Source organism: Pseudomonas anguilliseptica (assembly GCF_900105355.1).
GTDB lineage: Bacteria > Pseudomonadota > Gammaproteobacteria > Pseudomonadales > Pseudomonadaceae > Aquipseudomonas > Aquipseudomonas anguilliseptica.
Genome location: NZ_FNSC01000001.1, coordinates 153,217 through 166,720, shown reverse-complemented (window position 1 = coordinate 166,720; position 13,504 = coordinate 153,217). Strand labels below are relative to the sequence as shown.

Genomic DNA, 13,504 nt, shown 5'->3' with positions numbered 1-13,504 from the left:
CATGCATTGCGAATCACCGATCAAGCGCCGTATTTCACGCAAAATCTGGGTTGGCTCCGTGCCGGTGGGGGGGGATGCTCCCATTGCCGTGCAGAGCATGACCAACAGCGATACCAATGATGTAGCTGCCACCGTGGCGCAGATTCGTCGCCTGGAAGATGCCGGCGCCGATATCGTGCGGGTTTCCGTGCCGGATATGGATGCAGCCGAAGCCTTCGGCAAGATCAAACAGCAGGTGCGTGTGCCGCTGGTGGCCGATATTCACTTTGACTACCAGATTGCCTTGCGCGTAGCCGAGCTTGGCGTCGACTGCCTGCGTATCAACCCAGGCAATATTGGTCGCGAAGACCGTGTGCGCGCGGTGGTTGAAGCTGCGCGTGACAAAGGTATTCCGATTCGTATCGGGGTAAATGCCGGTTCGCTGGAAAAGGATTTGCAGAAGAAATATGGCGAGCCGACCCCGGCGGCGCTAGTCGAATCCGCGCTACGACACGTTGAGCACCTGGATCGTCTGAATTTCCCAGACTTCAAAGTTAGCGTAAAAGCCTCCGACGTGTTTATGGCCGTCGAAGCCTATCGTCTGCTTGCCAAGCAGATCGAGCAGCCACTGCACCTAGGTATTACCGAGGCGGGTGGCCTGCGTTCGGGTACTGTGAAATCGGCAGTCGGGCTGGGCATGCTGCTGGCTGAAGGCATTGGCGACACCATTCGCATCTCCCTTGCCGCTGACCCGGTGGAAGAGATCAAGGTCGGTTTCGATATCCTCAAATCCCTGCGCTTGCGTTCGCGTGGTATCAACTTTATTGCATGTCCGAGCTGCTCGCGGCAGAACTTCGATGTGGTGAAAACCATGAACGAGCTGGAACAGCGTGTCGAAGACCTGTTGGTGCCTCTGGATGTAGCGGTGATCGGCTGCGTGGTCAACGGCCCTGGCGAAGCCAAAGAGGCCCATATCGGCCTGACTGGTGGTTCGCCCAACCTGATCTATATCGATGGCAAGCCGGCGCTCAAGCTGGGCAATGACAACCTGGTCGATGAGTTGGAAAAGCTGATCCGCCAGAAAGCGGCTGACAAGGTCGCTGCTGACGCCGCTCTGATTGCGCGCAGCTAATACTGTTAAGGAATTGAATTGAGCAAGTCCCTGCAAGCCATTCGTGGCATGAACGATATCCTGCCCGAGCAGACTCCGCTTTGGCGTTATTTTGAAGGTACCGTCGCCAGTCTGTTGGACGGTTACGGCTATCGGCAGATTCGTATGCCGATTGTCGAGTTCACCGAGCTGTTCAAGCGCTCTATTGGTGAAGTCACCGATATCGTTGAAAAAGAGATGTACACCTTCGACGACCGCAACGGCGACTCCCTGACCCTGCGTCCTGAAGGGACTGCCGCCTGCGTGCGCGCTGTGCTTGAGCATGGCCTGGTGGGTGGTGGGCAACCACAGAAACTCTGGTACATCGGCCCGATGTTCCGTCACGAGCGTCCACAGAAAGGCCGTTATCGTCAGTTCCACCAGATTGGCGTGGAAGCATTCAATATCGACGGCCCGGATATCGATGCCGAGTTGATCGTGCTGACCTGGCGTCTGTGGGGCCTGCTGGGTATTCGCGATGCGGTCAAGCTTGAACTCAACAGCCTGGGCACCAGCGCCGCGCGTGCCGTTTACCGTGATGCGCTGGTTGAGTTTTTGACTGCACACGCCGATCAGCTGGACGAAGACAGCCGCCGACGCATGAGCAGCAATCCGCTGCGCGTTCTTGACAGCAAAGTGCCGGAAACTCAGGCCCTGCTGGTCAATGCACCGAAACTGGCGGATTACCTGGATGAAGATTCGCGCGTGCATTTCGAGGGGCTCAAAGCACGCCTGGATGCCGCCGGCGTGCCGTACGTGATCAATCCCAAGCTGGTGCGCGGCCTGGATTACTACAGCAAAACGGTATTCGAGTGGGTAACCGACCAACTCGGCTCCCAGGGTACTGTCTGCGCCGGTGGCCGTTACGACGGTCTGGTCGAGCAGATGGGCGGTAAGCCGGCGCCAGGCGTAGGTTTTGCCATGGGCATCGAACGTTTGGTGCTGTTGCTCGAAACTCTAGGTAAAGTACCTGCTGAAATCGCCCGTACGGTCGACGTTTACCTATGCGCCTTTGGCGAGCCTGCTGAACTGGCGGCGCTGGCTTTAAGCGAGCGTCTGCGTGACCAGCTGCCAAACCTGCGTCTGCAGGTGAATGCCGGGGCGGGTAGCTTCAAGAGTCAGTTCAAGAAGGCCGACAAGAGTGGCGCGCTGTTCGCCTTGATCTTGGGTGAAGACGAATTGGCCCAGCAAGTGGTAGGTTGCAAGCCGCTGCGCGGTCAGGGCGAACAACAAAGTATTGCTTGGTCGGCATTGGCCGACCATCTGGCGACCTGCGCCGATCAGGCCTGAGCGCCTGTTGAGTGATTTAGCGAATAGGAGTGTTGGGGTGGTTTCGCGTACTGATGATGAAGAGCTGGCGGTAATCAAGGACTGGTGGCAGCGTAATGGCATGCCATTGCTGACCGGTGTTGCGCTGGCGTTGGTGGTGGTGTTCGGCTGGCAGGGCTGGCAGAAGTATCAGGCTAATCAGTCCCAGGGTGCTTCGCTGGTGTATCAGCAGTTGCTCGAAGCTGCGCTTGATCCGAGCGGCAAGCCTGACGCCAGCAAGGTCGCTGAGTTGGCCAATACGCTGAAAAAGGATTACGCCGGTACCCATTACGCTCAGTACGGCAGTCTGTTTGTGGCCAAAGTTGCGGTAGAGGCTGGCAAGCTGGACGACGCTGTCAGCGAGCTGCAGGCGATTGTCGACAAACCGGCCGACGACAGTTTGGCTGAGTTGGCCCGTCAGCGTCTGGCGCGCGTGCTGGCTGCGCAGGACAAGGCCGAAGATGCCCTGAAACTGTTGGATGCCAAGGTTGCGCCGGCCTTTGCCGCCAGCCGTGAAGAACTCAAAGGTGACCTGCTGGTGCAACTCGGCCGTGCCGACGATGCACACGCCGCCTACAAAAAAGCCAAGGCTGCGCTGTCTGAAGATGCCGCTGTCGGTGGTCTGCAAATGAAGCTGGATGATCTGGCAAAAGGGGATGCGTGACGTGATGCGCTGGAAGAATGCCGCACTGCTGGCCCTGGCCGTTCTGGCTGTAGGTTGCAGCAGCAATAGCAAGAAGGAACTGCCGCCGGCCGATCTGCCCAAGTTTGAGGAAGAGGTTAGCCTGCAGAAAGAATGGAGTCGTTCTATTGGCGATGGCCAGGGCGAGTCCTTCAACATGCTGGTACCGGCGATTGATGGCGAGCAGATCTATGCCGCCGACGTCGAAGGCCTGGTTGTGGCCATGGACCGCATGACCGGCAAGGTGATCTGGAAGGCTGACCTGGAGCTTCCAGTGTCCGGCGCAGTCGGTGCAGGCTATGGCCTGGTTGTAGTGGGCACGCTGAAAGGCGAGATTATCGCTCTCGATACCGCAAGTGGTGAAGAAAAGTGGCGCGCCCGCGTGACCAGTGAAGTGCTGGCGCCGCCTGCGCTGAACGGCGACGTGGTGCTGGTACAGACTCAGGATGACCGCCTGATTGCTCTGGACATGAACACCGGCGAGCAGCGCTGGATCTTCGAGAACACTCCGGCGGTACTGACCCTGCGCGGCACTGGCAGCCCGGTACTGACCAATCGTCTGGCGATTGCCGGCCTGTCCACCGGTAAGGTGATTGCGCTGGACGCTCAGCGCGGTATTCCGGTCTGGGAGCAGCGCGTAGCCGTTCCGCAAGGTCGCTCGGAGCTGGATCGCGTGGTCGATATCGACGGCGGTCTGCTGCTTTCGGCGGGTACCCTATACGCCGTCAGCTACCAGGGCCGTGTTGCCGCGCTGGATCTGGAAAGCGGTCGTATCCTCTGGCAGCGTGAAGCGTCCAGCTCGGTCGGTGTTGCCCAGGGTTACGGCAGTGTTTACGTAAGCCTGGCCAGCGGTACCGTTGAAGGTATCGACGAGCGTTCGGCTTCTGCACTGTGGAGCAATGATGCTCTGGCTCGTCGCCAGTTGTCGGCGCCGGAAGTGTTCTCCAGCTATATCGCGTTCGGTGACCTGGAGGGCTACCTGCACCTGGTCAGCCAGGTAGATGGTCGTTTTGTCGGCCGCACGCGTATCGACAGCGATGGCCTGCGTGCCCGCCCGCTGGTCGTGGGTGATTGGCTGTATGCCTACGGCAACGGCGGCAAGCTGGTGGCTCTGACCATCAAGTGATCGCTCGCTGACGCTTTGGCTATGCTGCACAGCACCTAGGGTTGTGCAGCACTGGCCAGCGCAATGAATTCCGGCCGCTGCTCCTGCAGCGGCTTTTGTATTTTCTGAAATAACGAAGTGGAGAGCCTAATGGTTCCCGTAATTGCCCTGGTGGGCCGCCCGAACGTCGGCAAGTCCACCCTGTTTAACCGCTTGACCAAGTCCCGTGACGCGATTGTCGGCGACCTGTCTGGTCTGACCCGTGATCGCCAGTACGGCGAGGCCAAGTGGCAGGGGCGAACCTATATCGTCATCGACACCGGTGGTATTTCCGGTGACGAGGAAGGCATCGACGCGAAGATGGCCGAGCAGTCGCTGCAGGCCATCGAAGAAGCCGATGCCGTGCTGTTTCTGGTGGATGCGCGCGCCGGCCTGTCTGCTTCCGATCAGATGATCGGTGAGCACCTGCGTCGCCGTAACAAGCGCAGCTTCCTGGTTATCAACAAGGTCGACAACATCGACGCCGACCTGGCCCGCGCCGAGTTCGCCAGCATGGGCATGGGCGAGTCCCTGCCGATTGCCGGTGCCCATGGCCGCGGCATCACCCAGATGCTCGAAGCCGTGCTGGGCTCCTTCCCCAAGGATGCCACCGAGCCGGAGGAGGGTGAGGAAGAGGAAGTCGTTCTCGAAGGTCAGGAAGCCAAGCGCATTCCCGGCCCGAGCGAAAAGGACGGCATCAAGCTGGCCATCATCGGCCGGCCCAACGTCGGCAAGTCGACCCTGGTTAACCGCATGCTCGGCGAAGAGCGGGTTATCGTCTATGACCAGGCCGGTACCACCCGCGACAGCATCTATATCCCCTTCGAGCGTGATGACGAGAAGTACACCCTGATCGACACCGCTGGCGTACGTCGCCGCGGCAAGATCTTCGAGGCGGTGGAAAAGTTCTCGGTGGTGAAAACCCTGCAGGCGATCCAGGACTCCAACGTCGTGGTGTTCGTCATGGATGCCCGCGAAGGGGTGGTGGACCACGACCTCAACCTGCTTGGCTTTGTTCTGGAAAGCGGCCGCGCCCTGGTGATCGCCCTGAACAAATGGGACGGCATGGAGCCCAGCGAACGCGACTACGTGAAGACCGAGCTGCAACGCCGGTTGTTCTTCGTCGACTTCGCCGATATCCACTTTATCTCGGCGCTGCACGGCACCGGCGTGGGCAACCTGTACAAGTCGGTGCAGGCCTCGTTCAAGTCGGCGATTACCCGCTGGCCGACCAACCGCCTGACCCAGATCCTCGAAGATGCAGTGAGCGATCACGCGCCACCCATGGTCAGCGGTCGCCGGATCAAGCTGCGTTATGCCCACCTGGGTGGCGCCAACCCGCCGCTGATCGTGATCCACGGCAACCAAGTCGAAGCGGTGCCCAAGTCCTATATCCGCTACCTGGAAAACACCTACCGCCGCGTGCTCAAGCTGGTCGGTACGCCGATCCGTATCGAGTTCAAGGGTGGCGAGAACCCGTATGAGGGCAACAAGAACACCCTCACCGATCGCCAGGTGAACAAGAAGCGCCGCCTGATGAGCCACCACAAGAAGGCCGAGAAGAAGCGCAAAGACAAGCGCTAGGCTTGGGTCTGAACGCTCTATAAAGGCACCTTCGGGTGCCTTTTGCGTCTCTGGGCGATCGGCTATTCTGCCGTGTCAATAGCGTTCAAGACCGGCGCTGGCCCAGGAATATTGCCTCGATGATTATCAGCAAACTGCCGAATGTCGGCACCACCATCTTTACCCGCATGTCGCAGCTCGCCGGGGAAACCGGTGCGCTCAACCTGTCCCAGGGCTTCCCCGACTTCGATGGCCCGCAGACGCTGCGTGAGGCGGTCGGGCGGCATATTGCCGCCGGGCATAATCAGTACGCGCCGATGACCGGCCTGCCGGCCCTGCGCGAACAGGTGGCGGCCAAGGTGGCGCGTTGCTACGGCCGCGAGGTCAGTGCAGATAGCGAAGTCACCATAGTGCCCGGGGCCACTCAGGGCATCTTCTGCGCTATCCAGGCGCTGATCCAGCCGGGCGATGAAGTCATAGTCTTCGACCCCAGCTACGACAGCTACGAGCCTTCGGTGCAGCTGGCCGGTGGGCGCTGTGTGCATGTGCCGCTGGCGCTGCCGGATTTCGCCATCGACTGGCAGCGCCTGGGCGATGCGCTGAGCTCGCGCACTCGTTTGATTATCCTTAACAGCCCGCACAACCCCAGCGGCGCGCTGATTTCACGAGCCGAACTGGACCAGCTGGCGGCGCTGATCCGCGAGCGCGATATCTACCTGATCAGCGATGAGGTCTACGAGCATCTGGTGTTCGATGGGGTCAAGCACGCCAGCGTGCTAGCTCACGAGGAGCTGTATCAGCGCGCCTTCGTGGTCAGCTCGTTCGGCAAGACCTACCACGTCACTGGCTGGAAGACCGGCTATGTGGTAGCGCCATCAGCCCTGAGTGCCGAGCTGCGCAAGGTTCACCAGTACGTCAGTTTCTGCGGCGTGACGCCGCTGCAGTGGGCGCTGGCCGACTATATGGCCGCGCATCCCGAGCATGTGGTCGAGCTGCCGGCCTTCTACCAGGCCAAGCGCGATCTGTTCTGCGACCTGCTGGCCGGCTCACGCTTTGCCTTTACCCGCACCACTGGCACCTATTTCCAGTTGGTCGACTATTCGGCGATCCGCAGCGACCTCGACGATGTTGCCATGGCCGAATGGCTGACCCGCGAGCATGGCGTGGCCGTCATTCCGGTATCGGTGTTCTATCAACAGCCGCCCAAGGATCTGCGCCTGGTGCGCTTCTGTTTCGCCAAGCGCGAGGAAACCCTGCGCCAGGCCGCCGACAAACTCTGCGCGGTGTAACCTGGCAGCGTGCCCCTAATGGTTTGAGGAGTTGCGATGAGCCATAAGCCCGATCTCGAACTGGCGTTGATCCAGACCGAACTGGCCTGGCAGGACCCGGTCGCCAACCGTGCGCACTTTGCCGATCTGCTGGTCGAGGCGCGCGCCGCCGATCTGGTGATCCTGCCGGAAATGTTCAGCACCGGTTTCTCCATGCACTCGTCGGTGCTGGCCGAACCTGAGGATGGGCCGACCACCGTCTGGCTGCTGGAGCAGGCCGAGCGTATCGGCTCGGTGATCTGCGGCAGCCTGATCATCCAGACCGACGACGGCAGCTACCGCAATCGCCTGCTGTGGGCGCGGCCGGATGGCAGCCTGGCGCATTATGACAAGCGCCATCTGTTCCGCATGGCTGACGAGCACAAGCATTACAGTGCCGGCACGCAGCAGGTGCTGTTGGAACTCAAGGGTTGGCAGGTGCGTCCGTTGATCTGCTACGACCTGCGTTTCCCGGTGTGGAGCCGTGATCCGTACGCCACCGACCTGCTGCTGTATACCGCCAACTGGCCAGCGGCACGGCGCAATCACTGGAGCCGCCTGCTGCCGGCGCGGGCGATCGAGAACCTGTGCTATGTGGCGGCGGTCAATCGCGTCGGCCAGGACGGCAAGGGCCACGCCTATAGCGGCGACAGTCAGGTGCTGGACTTTCAGGGCGAGGCGCTGCTGCAGCCTGGCGCGGCGGACGGGGTGTTTCGCATCAGGCTCAAGGCCGCAGAGTTGGCGGCCTATCGCGAGCGTTTCCCGGCCTATCGGGATGCGGATGCTTTTACCCTAGCGGACTAAGGCGCGGCTATTCCTGCTTTAGATAGTTGTCGTAGATCGCCTGGTAGCGGCCGCTGGCCTTGAGCTGTTCGAGGCCGGCGTTGAAGTCGTCGCGGATCTGCGGGTCGCGGAACACGGGGCGGTAGTTCTGCGGGTCTTCCTCGATAAATTGGTGCATCTCGGTGCTCTTGGCCTTGAACAGGCTGGTGCGTTCGAGCAGCAATTCGAAATAGCGGTAGATGCTGCGGTCGCTGAGCACCAGGTCGTAGCGGCCCTTGTTCAGGCCCAGGACCTGCAGTTCCTGATTGTTCTGTTCGAAATACAGGCCATCTTTCTGGCTTGCGGCCAGCCACTCGGGATAGCGCTGGGCCGCGCCCTGGAAGGCCACCACGCTAAGGCCCTTGAGATCCTCGGGCTTGTTGATGCTGAGGTGGCGGCTTTTCAGGCTGACGAAGACGTTGTTATAGATCACCGCCGGGTTGCCGTAGTGGGCGCCGGCCTCGCTGAGGTCCTGGCCCAGGTCGGTCATGGCGGCGTCCACCTCACCGCGACGGAAGGCCAGGGGTACCCGGGCCAAGGGGAAATAACGGGGTTCGAGTCTGTGCCCGCGAAAACCCAGGGCTTCGCCTATGACTTCCAGTTCGATACCGCTGTCGCTCTCTGGAAAGCAGAACGGCGGGATCTTCTCGCCGAAGGCCATCACCACGATGGCGGCCAGGCAGGAGCCGCTGCCGACTAGTAGCAGGGCGAGTAAGGAGAGGCGGGTTAGCCAGGTGGTTGCAAGCATCGGAGTTGCTTCCAAAGCGGTGGGCTACCTAAGTCTAGATGAGGGCCTGGCCGGCCGTTGAAAACCATGCGCTTAGCCAAACCGACTATTGGCCAAGCGCGAGCTGAGCGGCGGCGCTGGCCTCCAGGCGTTGCTTCTCGCTGCACAGAAAATCGCGCAGTTGCTGTAGATCGCTGATTTTCTTCTCCACTTCGGCGAGCTTCTTCGCCACCAATAGCGCGCCCTGGGCGCAGTCCAGTTGCTGCTCGCGGCGGGCCTGGAGGATTTCGCCAATCTCGCCGAGGGAAAAGCCCATGCCCTGCGCCTGCTGGATAAACCCCAGGTCGCTGAGCGTTTGCTGGCTGTATTCGCGATAATTGTTATCGCGGCGCACTGCGCTGATCAGCCCCAGGCTCTCGTAGTAGCGCAGGGTATGCCGGCTGGCACCGCTGTGTTTTTCCAGTTCGCCAATGCGCATGGAAACCCCTCTTGACTGTAGAGTGTGCTCGATAGTTTAGCCTGCTCGGGTCACTAATGGTTCGGGTGGATTGATCATGAATGCTGTAATGGACTCTCCCCGCGCCACAGTTCTATACCCAGAACCGCGGTGACTGAACAAAGGGAGAGGCGCGATGAAACGAATTGCGGTTGATCTGGCCAAGTCCGTTTACCAAGTTGCCGAGAGTGTCCGTTCCGGCCAGGTGGTGCAGCGCAAGCGGCTGAACCGAGAGGCGTTCAGGCGATATATACAGGAGCAAACTGAGCCGGTCGAGTGGGTGATGGAGGCTTGCGGCACGGCCCATTACTGGGGGCGCGTGGCACAGGCACTGGGCCATTCGATAAAGCTGATCCACCCGCGCTATGTACGCCCGTATCGACGCCGCAACAAAACCGACCGTAATGACTGTGATGCGATGCTGGAGGCCGCGCGCTGCAAGGATATCTATCCGGTGCCGGTGAAAACCCATGAGCAACAACAGGTGCAGCAACTGCACGGGCTGCGCGAAACCTGGAAGAAAAGCCGTACCCAGCGGATCAACCTGCTGCGCGGCATCCTGCGCGAAGCGGGTATCGAAGCCCCGGTCGCCACCGCCGCGTTTATCCGTGCGGCCCACGAGTTGGTTGAGCGCCCAGAAGTCGCCCCCTTGAGCCATCAACTGCATATCGTCCTTGCGGAAATCAACCTGCACGAACAGTGCGTGGCCGAGTGTGAGCAGCAACTCAAACGCTGGCACGCCGACGATGAAGTGGTGCGCAAACTCGATGAAGTCAGCGGTATTGGCCTGCTGACCGCCAGCGCCCTGAAAAACGCAGTCGGCAAGCCCGAGCGCTTTGCCAGTGGTCGTCAACTCAGCGCCTGGCTGGGCCTGACACCACGCGAATTCAGTAGCGGCGACCGGCGCAAGTTGGGTCACATCAGCCGACAGGGCAACGTCTATGTGCGCACCTTGTTAATCCACGGCTCGCGAGCGGCCTTGCTGGCAGCACAGCGCTGTCAGGCTCGCTCACCGGAAAAACTGACCCAATTGCAACGCTGGGCCGTCGAGACGGCAGCCCGTATCGGCCACAACAAAGCGGCTGTAGCCCTGGCCAACAAGTTGGTCAGGATTTGCTGGGCCGTGTGGTGCCATGAGCGGCGTTTCAGTGGTAACTGGCAAAGCCTAAAGCCCGCCTGACGGCGGGGTAATCAGAAGGGAGAGATGGTTTTCTTGTGGTTGTGGTGAGCAGCAGCACTGTCGGAACAGGCGAGTCCTGCAGCGGAATAAGGCCGATAACAATCATGATCCGCGTGATCGATTGAACGCTTGGCCCCCGCTGCGCGAACTACAGAGTGGCCAGGGCGGTGAGCCCAAAACAGGCCGGATATACGAATGCAACCGCGCTGACGACAGGTGCAAAAGCAAAGCTTTGCTCACTACTTGTGGGGAGAGTCCATATACAAACATTGTTTGGTAACCGGCGGCAGCGGCTTTATCGGTCAGCATCTGCTGGCGCTACTGACTCGTCAGGGCCACTCGGCGACGCTGCTGATGCGCCAGCCGCAAGCCTTGCCGGCCTTGCGTGCGCAAATTGAGCAATTGGGAGGCCGTGGTGAGCTGCTGACGGCAGTAGCCGGTGACTTGGGGCGCGCCGACCTGGGGCTGGATGCGGCTGCTCGTGAGCAGGTGCGTCAGGCTGCCGTGGTGTTCCACTTGGGCGCGCAGTTTGCCTGGGGGCTGGCTGCGGAACAGGCGCGCCAGGTCAATGTCGAGGGCGCGTTGGCAGTGGCTGAGCTGGCGGCGCAGCAAGGCAGTCGTCTGCTGATGGTGGGCGGCTTTATGCTGGCCAATCATGGGCATCTACAGAGCATCGGCATTGATCTGCAGCAGCCCGAGCGCACTGATTGGGACAAGGTCTATCAACGTACCGGGGCGTACGAGGGCAGTAAGCTGGAGGCGCATTTTCGCGTGCACGCGCGTATGGCTGAGTTGCAGGCGCCACTGACGGTGGTGCATCCGGCCACTGTGTGCGGCCATAGCCGTAGCGGGCATATTCTGCCGGCGCAGCCGTTGGCTGGGCTGATTGGCAATCTGGCGGGTGGGCGGTTAGGGGCGATTCCGGGCTCAAGTGCGCACTGGCTGCCACTGGTCAGCGTGGATTTTCTGGTCGAGCTGATAGCGGCCGCCGCATTTGATGAGCAACAGGTCGGGCAGGAGATTCTCGCGTTGGATGCCGCGACGCCAAACCTGCAGGGCATGCTAAAGCAATTGGCCCGCACCTTGAGTGTGCAGGCGCCGAGCCGGCATCTGCCGATACCACTGCTGCGGGTATTGCTGAAAATTCCGGGTGTGCCACGCCTGTTGCATACCGATGCCGAGTCGCTGGATTTTATCCTGACTACTCGCTTTGATACTGCCGCGACCCAGGCCCTGGTGCAGCGCCATCAACTGCACTGGCCTGATATCAGCCAGGCCTTGCAGGCCACCGCGCACTACCTGGCGAACGAGCCGTCAGCTACCTGACGGCTTGCACAGTGATCAGGCAGCTTGTTCGGCTGCCTGACCAATGGCTCGGTTCAGCGCACTGAATAGCGCACGGAAGCTCGCGGTGGTGAGGTTTTCATCGATGCCAACACCATGCAGGGCACGGCCGCCGGTAACGCGCAGCTCGATATAGGCCACCGCCTTGGCGTTGGTGCCGGCGCCAATGGCGTGCTCGCTGTAGTCCATGATCTCCACGGCCACCGGCAGGCCGGCAACCAGGGCTTCCAGCGGGCCTTTGCCGATACCGCGCCAGTGTTGGGTTTCGCCAGCATTGACGACTTCCACATCGACCGCGCTGGTGCCGTTTTCTTCCTGCAGGCGATGGCCTTTCAGGGCGTAGGGCGCAGTGGCGTGCAGGTACTCGGTTTCGAGCAGCTGGTAAATTTGCGCAGCAGTCATTTCCAGGCCGAGGCGGTCGGTTTCCTTCTGCACCACCTGGCTGAACTCGATCTGCATACGACGCGGCAGGTTGATTCCGTATTCCTGCTCCAGCAGGAAGGTGATGCCGCCCTTGCCGGACTGGCTGTTGACGCGGATCACCGCCTCGTAATCGCGGCCGATATCGGCCGGGTCGATCGGCAGGTACGGCACTTCCCAGAGGGCATCTTGCTTCTGCTGGGCGAAGCCCTTGCGGATGGCATCCTGGTGCGAGCCGGAGAAGGCGGTGTGCACCAGGTCACCCACGTACGGATGACGCGGGTGCACGGGAATCTGGTTGCAGTCCTCAACCACCTTGCGCACGGCGTCGATGTCGGAAAAGTCCAACTGCGGGTCGACGCCCTGGGTGTAGAGGTTCAGCGCCAGGGTCACCAGGCAGACGTTGCCGGTGCGTTCGCCGTTGCCGAACAGGCAGCCTTCGACGCGGTCGGCACCGGCCATCACGGCCAGCTCCGAAGCGGCGACGCCGGTGCCACGGTCATTGTGGGTGTGCACGCTGATTAGCACGCTGTCGCGGCGGTCGACATGGCGGCCGAACCACTCGATCTGGTCGGCGTAGTTGTTCGGCGTGGCGCACTCGATGGTGGCGGGCAGGTTGAGGATCAGCTTGTTCGCCGGAGTCGGCTGGAACACGCCGATCACCGCGTTGCACACCTCGACGGCAAAATCGATTTCGGTGCTGCTGAACACTTCCGGCGAATACTCGAAGCTCCACTGGGTTTCCGGCGCGGCATCGGCCAGGCGTTTGATGGTGGTGCCAGCGGCCACGGCGATGGCTTTGACGCCGGCCTTGTCCTGGTTGAAGACGATCTTGCGGAAGCTCGGCGCGCAGGCGTTGTAGTAGTGGACGATGGCTTTCTTCGCGCCTTTGAGCGACTCGAAGGTGCGTTCGATCAGGTCGTCGCGGGCCTGGGTCAGCACCTGAATGGTCACGTCATCCGGGATATGGCCGCCTTCGATCAGCTCGCGGACGAAGTCGAAATCGGTTTGCGAGGCGGACGGAAAGCCCACTTCGATTTCCTTCAGGCCCACGGCCAGCAGGCACTTGAAGAAGCGCATCTTCTTCTCGGCATCCATCGGCTCGATCAGCGACTGGTTGCCGTCGCGCAGGTCGGTGGACAGCCAGATCGGCGCCTGGTCGATGATCTTGTCCGGCCAGGTACGATCCGGAATGCGGATCGGGGTGAATGGACGGTATTTCTTCGACGGGTCTTTGAGCATGGTCATGGTGTTGATCCTTGTGGCGCGGTTGCAAGCGGCGAACCGGGTAAAAACTGAGAAAACAGGGCAGGGCGTGGGCTTGAACAATCAGCCACGCAGTCGCTGGCTCACCAGGCAGAGGTTGGCGTGTTGGCGCAGCA

At 61.0% G+C, this 13,504-nt stretch carries 12 protein-coding genes; 9 read left to right on the top strand and 3 right to left on the bottom strand.

Annotated elements, in window-relative coordinates:
• The first annotated feature begins 1 nt into the window (after nt 1).
• The 7 genes from ispG (at nt 2) to BLW24_RS00830 (ending at nt 7,937) form a co-directional block, all read left to right on the top strand.
• The gene (ispG, locus tag BLW24_RS00860) at nt 2–1,111 is read left to right on the top strand and encodes a flavodoxin-dependent (E)-4-hydroxy-3-methylbut-2-enyl-diphosphate synthase (protein ID WP_090375496.1); all 1,110 of its coding nucleotides are present in this window, start codon (nt 2–4) and stop codon (nt 1,109–1,111) included.
• 18 nt (nt 1,112–1,129) lie between these two features.
• Nucleotides 1,130–2,419, top strand: coding sequence for a histidine--tRNA ligase (hisS, locus tag BLW24_RS00855; RefSeq protein WP_090375494.1), 1,290 nt, complete (start codon nt 1,130–1,132; stop codon nt 2,417–2,419).
• A gap of 100 nt (nt 2,420–2,519) precedes the next feature.
• The gene (locus tag BLW24_RS00850) at nt 2,520–3,101 is read left to right on the top strand and encodes a tetratricopeptide repeat protein (RefSeq protein WP_372240025.1); all 582 of its coding nucleotides are present in this window, start codon (nt 2,520–2,522) and stop codon (nt 3,099–3,101) included.
• Nucleotides 3,094–4,245, top strand: a complete 1,152-nt coding sequence (gene bamB / locus BLW24_RS00845) for an outer membrane protein assembly factor BamB (RefSeq protein WP_090375489.1) — start codon at nt 3,094–3,096, stop codon at nt 4,243–4,245. The genes BLW24_RS00850 and bamB overlap by 8 nt, the downstream gene beginning before the upstream one ends.
• 129 nt (nt 4,246–4,374) lie before the next feature.
• Entirely contained in the window at nt 4,375–5,847 is a 1,473-nt protein-coding gene (der, locus tag BLW24_RS00840; RefSeq protein WP_090375486.1) for a ribosome biogenesis GTPase Der, read from the top strand.
• A 119-nt stretch (nt 5,848–5,966) separates the two neighbouring features.
• Nucleotides 5,967–7,115, top strand: a complete 1,149-nt coding sequence (locus tag BLW24_RS00835; RefSeq protein ID WP_090375485.1) for a pyridoxal phosphate-dependent aminotransferase — start codon at nt 5,967–5,969, stop codon at nt 7,113–7,115.
• A 36-nt stretch (nt 7,116–7,151) separates the two neighbouring features.
• Nucleotides 7,152–7,937: an amidohydrolase gene (locus tag BLW24_RS00830; RefSeq protein ID WP_090375483.1), complete on the top strand. Its 786-nt coding sequence runs from the start codon at nt 7,152–7,154 to the stop codon at nt 7,935–7,937.
• A gap of 7 nt (nt 7,938–7,944) precedes the next feature.
• Here BLW24_RS00830 and BLW24_RS00825 read toward each other — a convergent pair whose 3' ends face one another.
• Both BLW24_RS00825 and BLW24_RS00820 read right to left on the bottom strand, forming a co-directional pair.
• Nucleotides 7,945–8,703 (bottom strand): substrate-binding periplasmic protein, encoded by a 759-nt coding sequence (locus tag BLW24_RS00825; RefSeq protein ID WP_208600124.1) that lies wholly within the window; start codon nt 8,701–8,703, stop codon nt 7,945–7,947.
• Nucleotides 8,704–8,788: 85 nt separating this feature from the next.
• Nucleotides 8,789–9,160, bottom strand: coding sequence for a MerR family transcriptional regulator (locus BLW24_RS00820; protein WP_090375481.1), 372 nt, complete (start codon nt 9,158–9,160; stop codon nt 8,789–8,791).
• A gap of 154 nt (nt 9,161–9,314) precedes the next feature.
• On the opposite strand from BLW24_RS00820, the gene BLW24_RS00815 reads away from it, so the two are divergent.
• Both BLW24_RS00815 and BLW24_RS00810 read left to right on the top strand, forming a co-directional pair.
• On the top strand, nt 9,315–10,358 hold the full coding sequence (locus tag BLW24_RS00815; protein ID WP_090375479.1) for an IS110 family RNA-guided transposase: 1,044 nt from the start codon (nt 9,315–9,317) through the stop codon (nt 10,356–10,358).
• A 258-nt stretch (nt 10,359–10,616) separates the two neighbouring features.
• The gene (locus tag BLW24_RS00810; protein ID WP_090387590.1) at nt 10,617–11,684 is read left to right on the top strand and encodes an SDR family oxidoreductase; all 1,068 of its coding nucleotides are present in this window, start codon (nt 10,617–10,619) and stop codon (nt 11,682–11,684) included.
• Nucleotides 11,685–11,699: 15 nt separating this feature from the next.
• Here BLW24_RS00810 and leuA read toward each other — a convergent pair whose 3' ends face one another.
• Nucleotides 11,700–13,370: a 2-isopropylmalate synthase gene (gene leuA, locus BLW24_RS00805; RefSeq protein WP_090375476.1), complete on the bottom strand. Its 1,671-nt coding sequence runs from the start codon at nt 13,368–13,370 to the stop codon at nt 11,700–11,702.
• Nucleotides 13,371–13,504 lie beyond the last annotated feature (134 nt).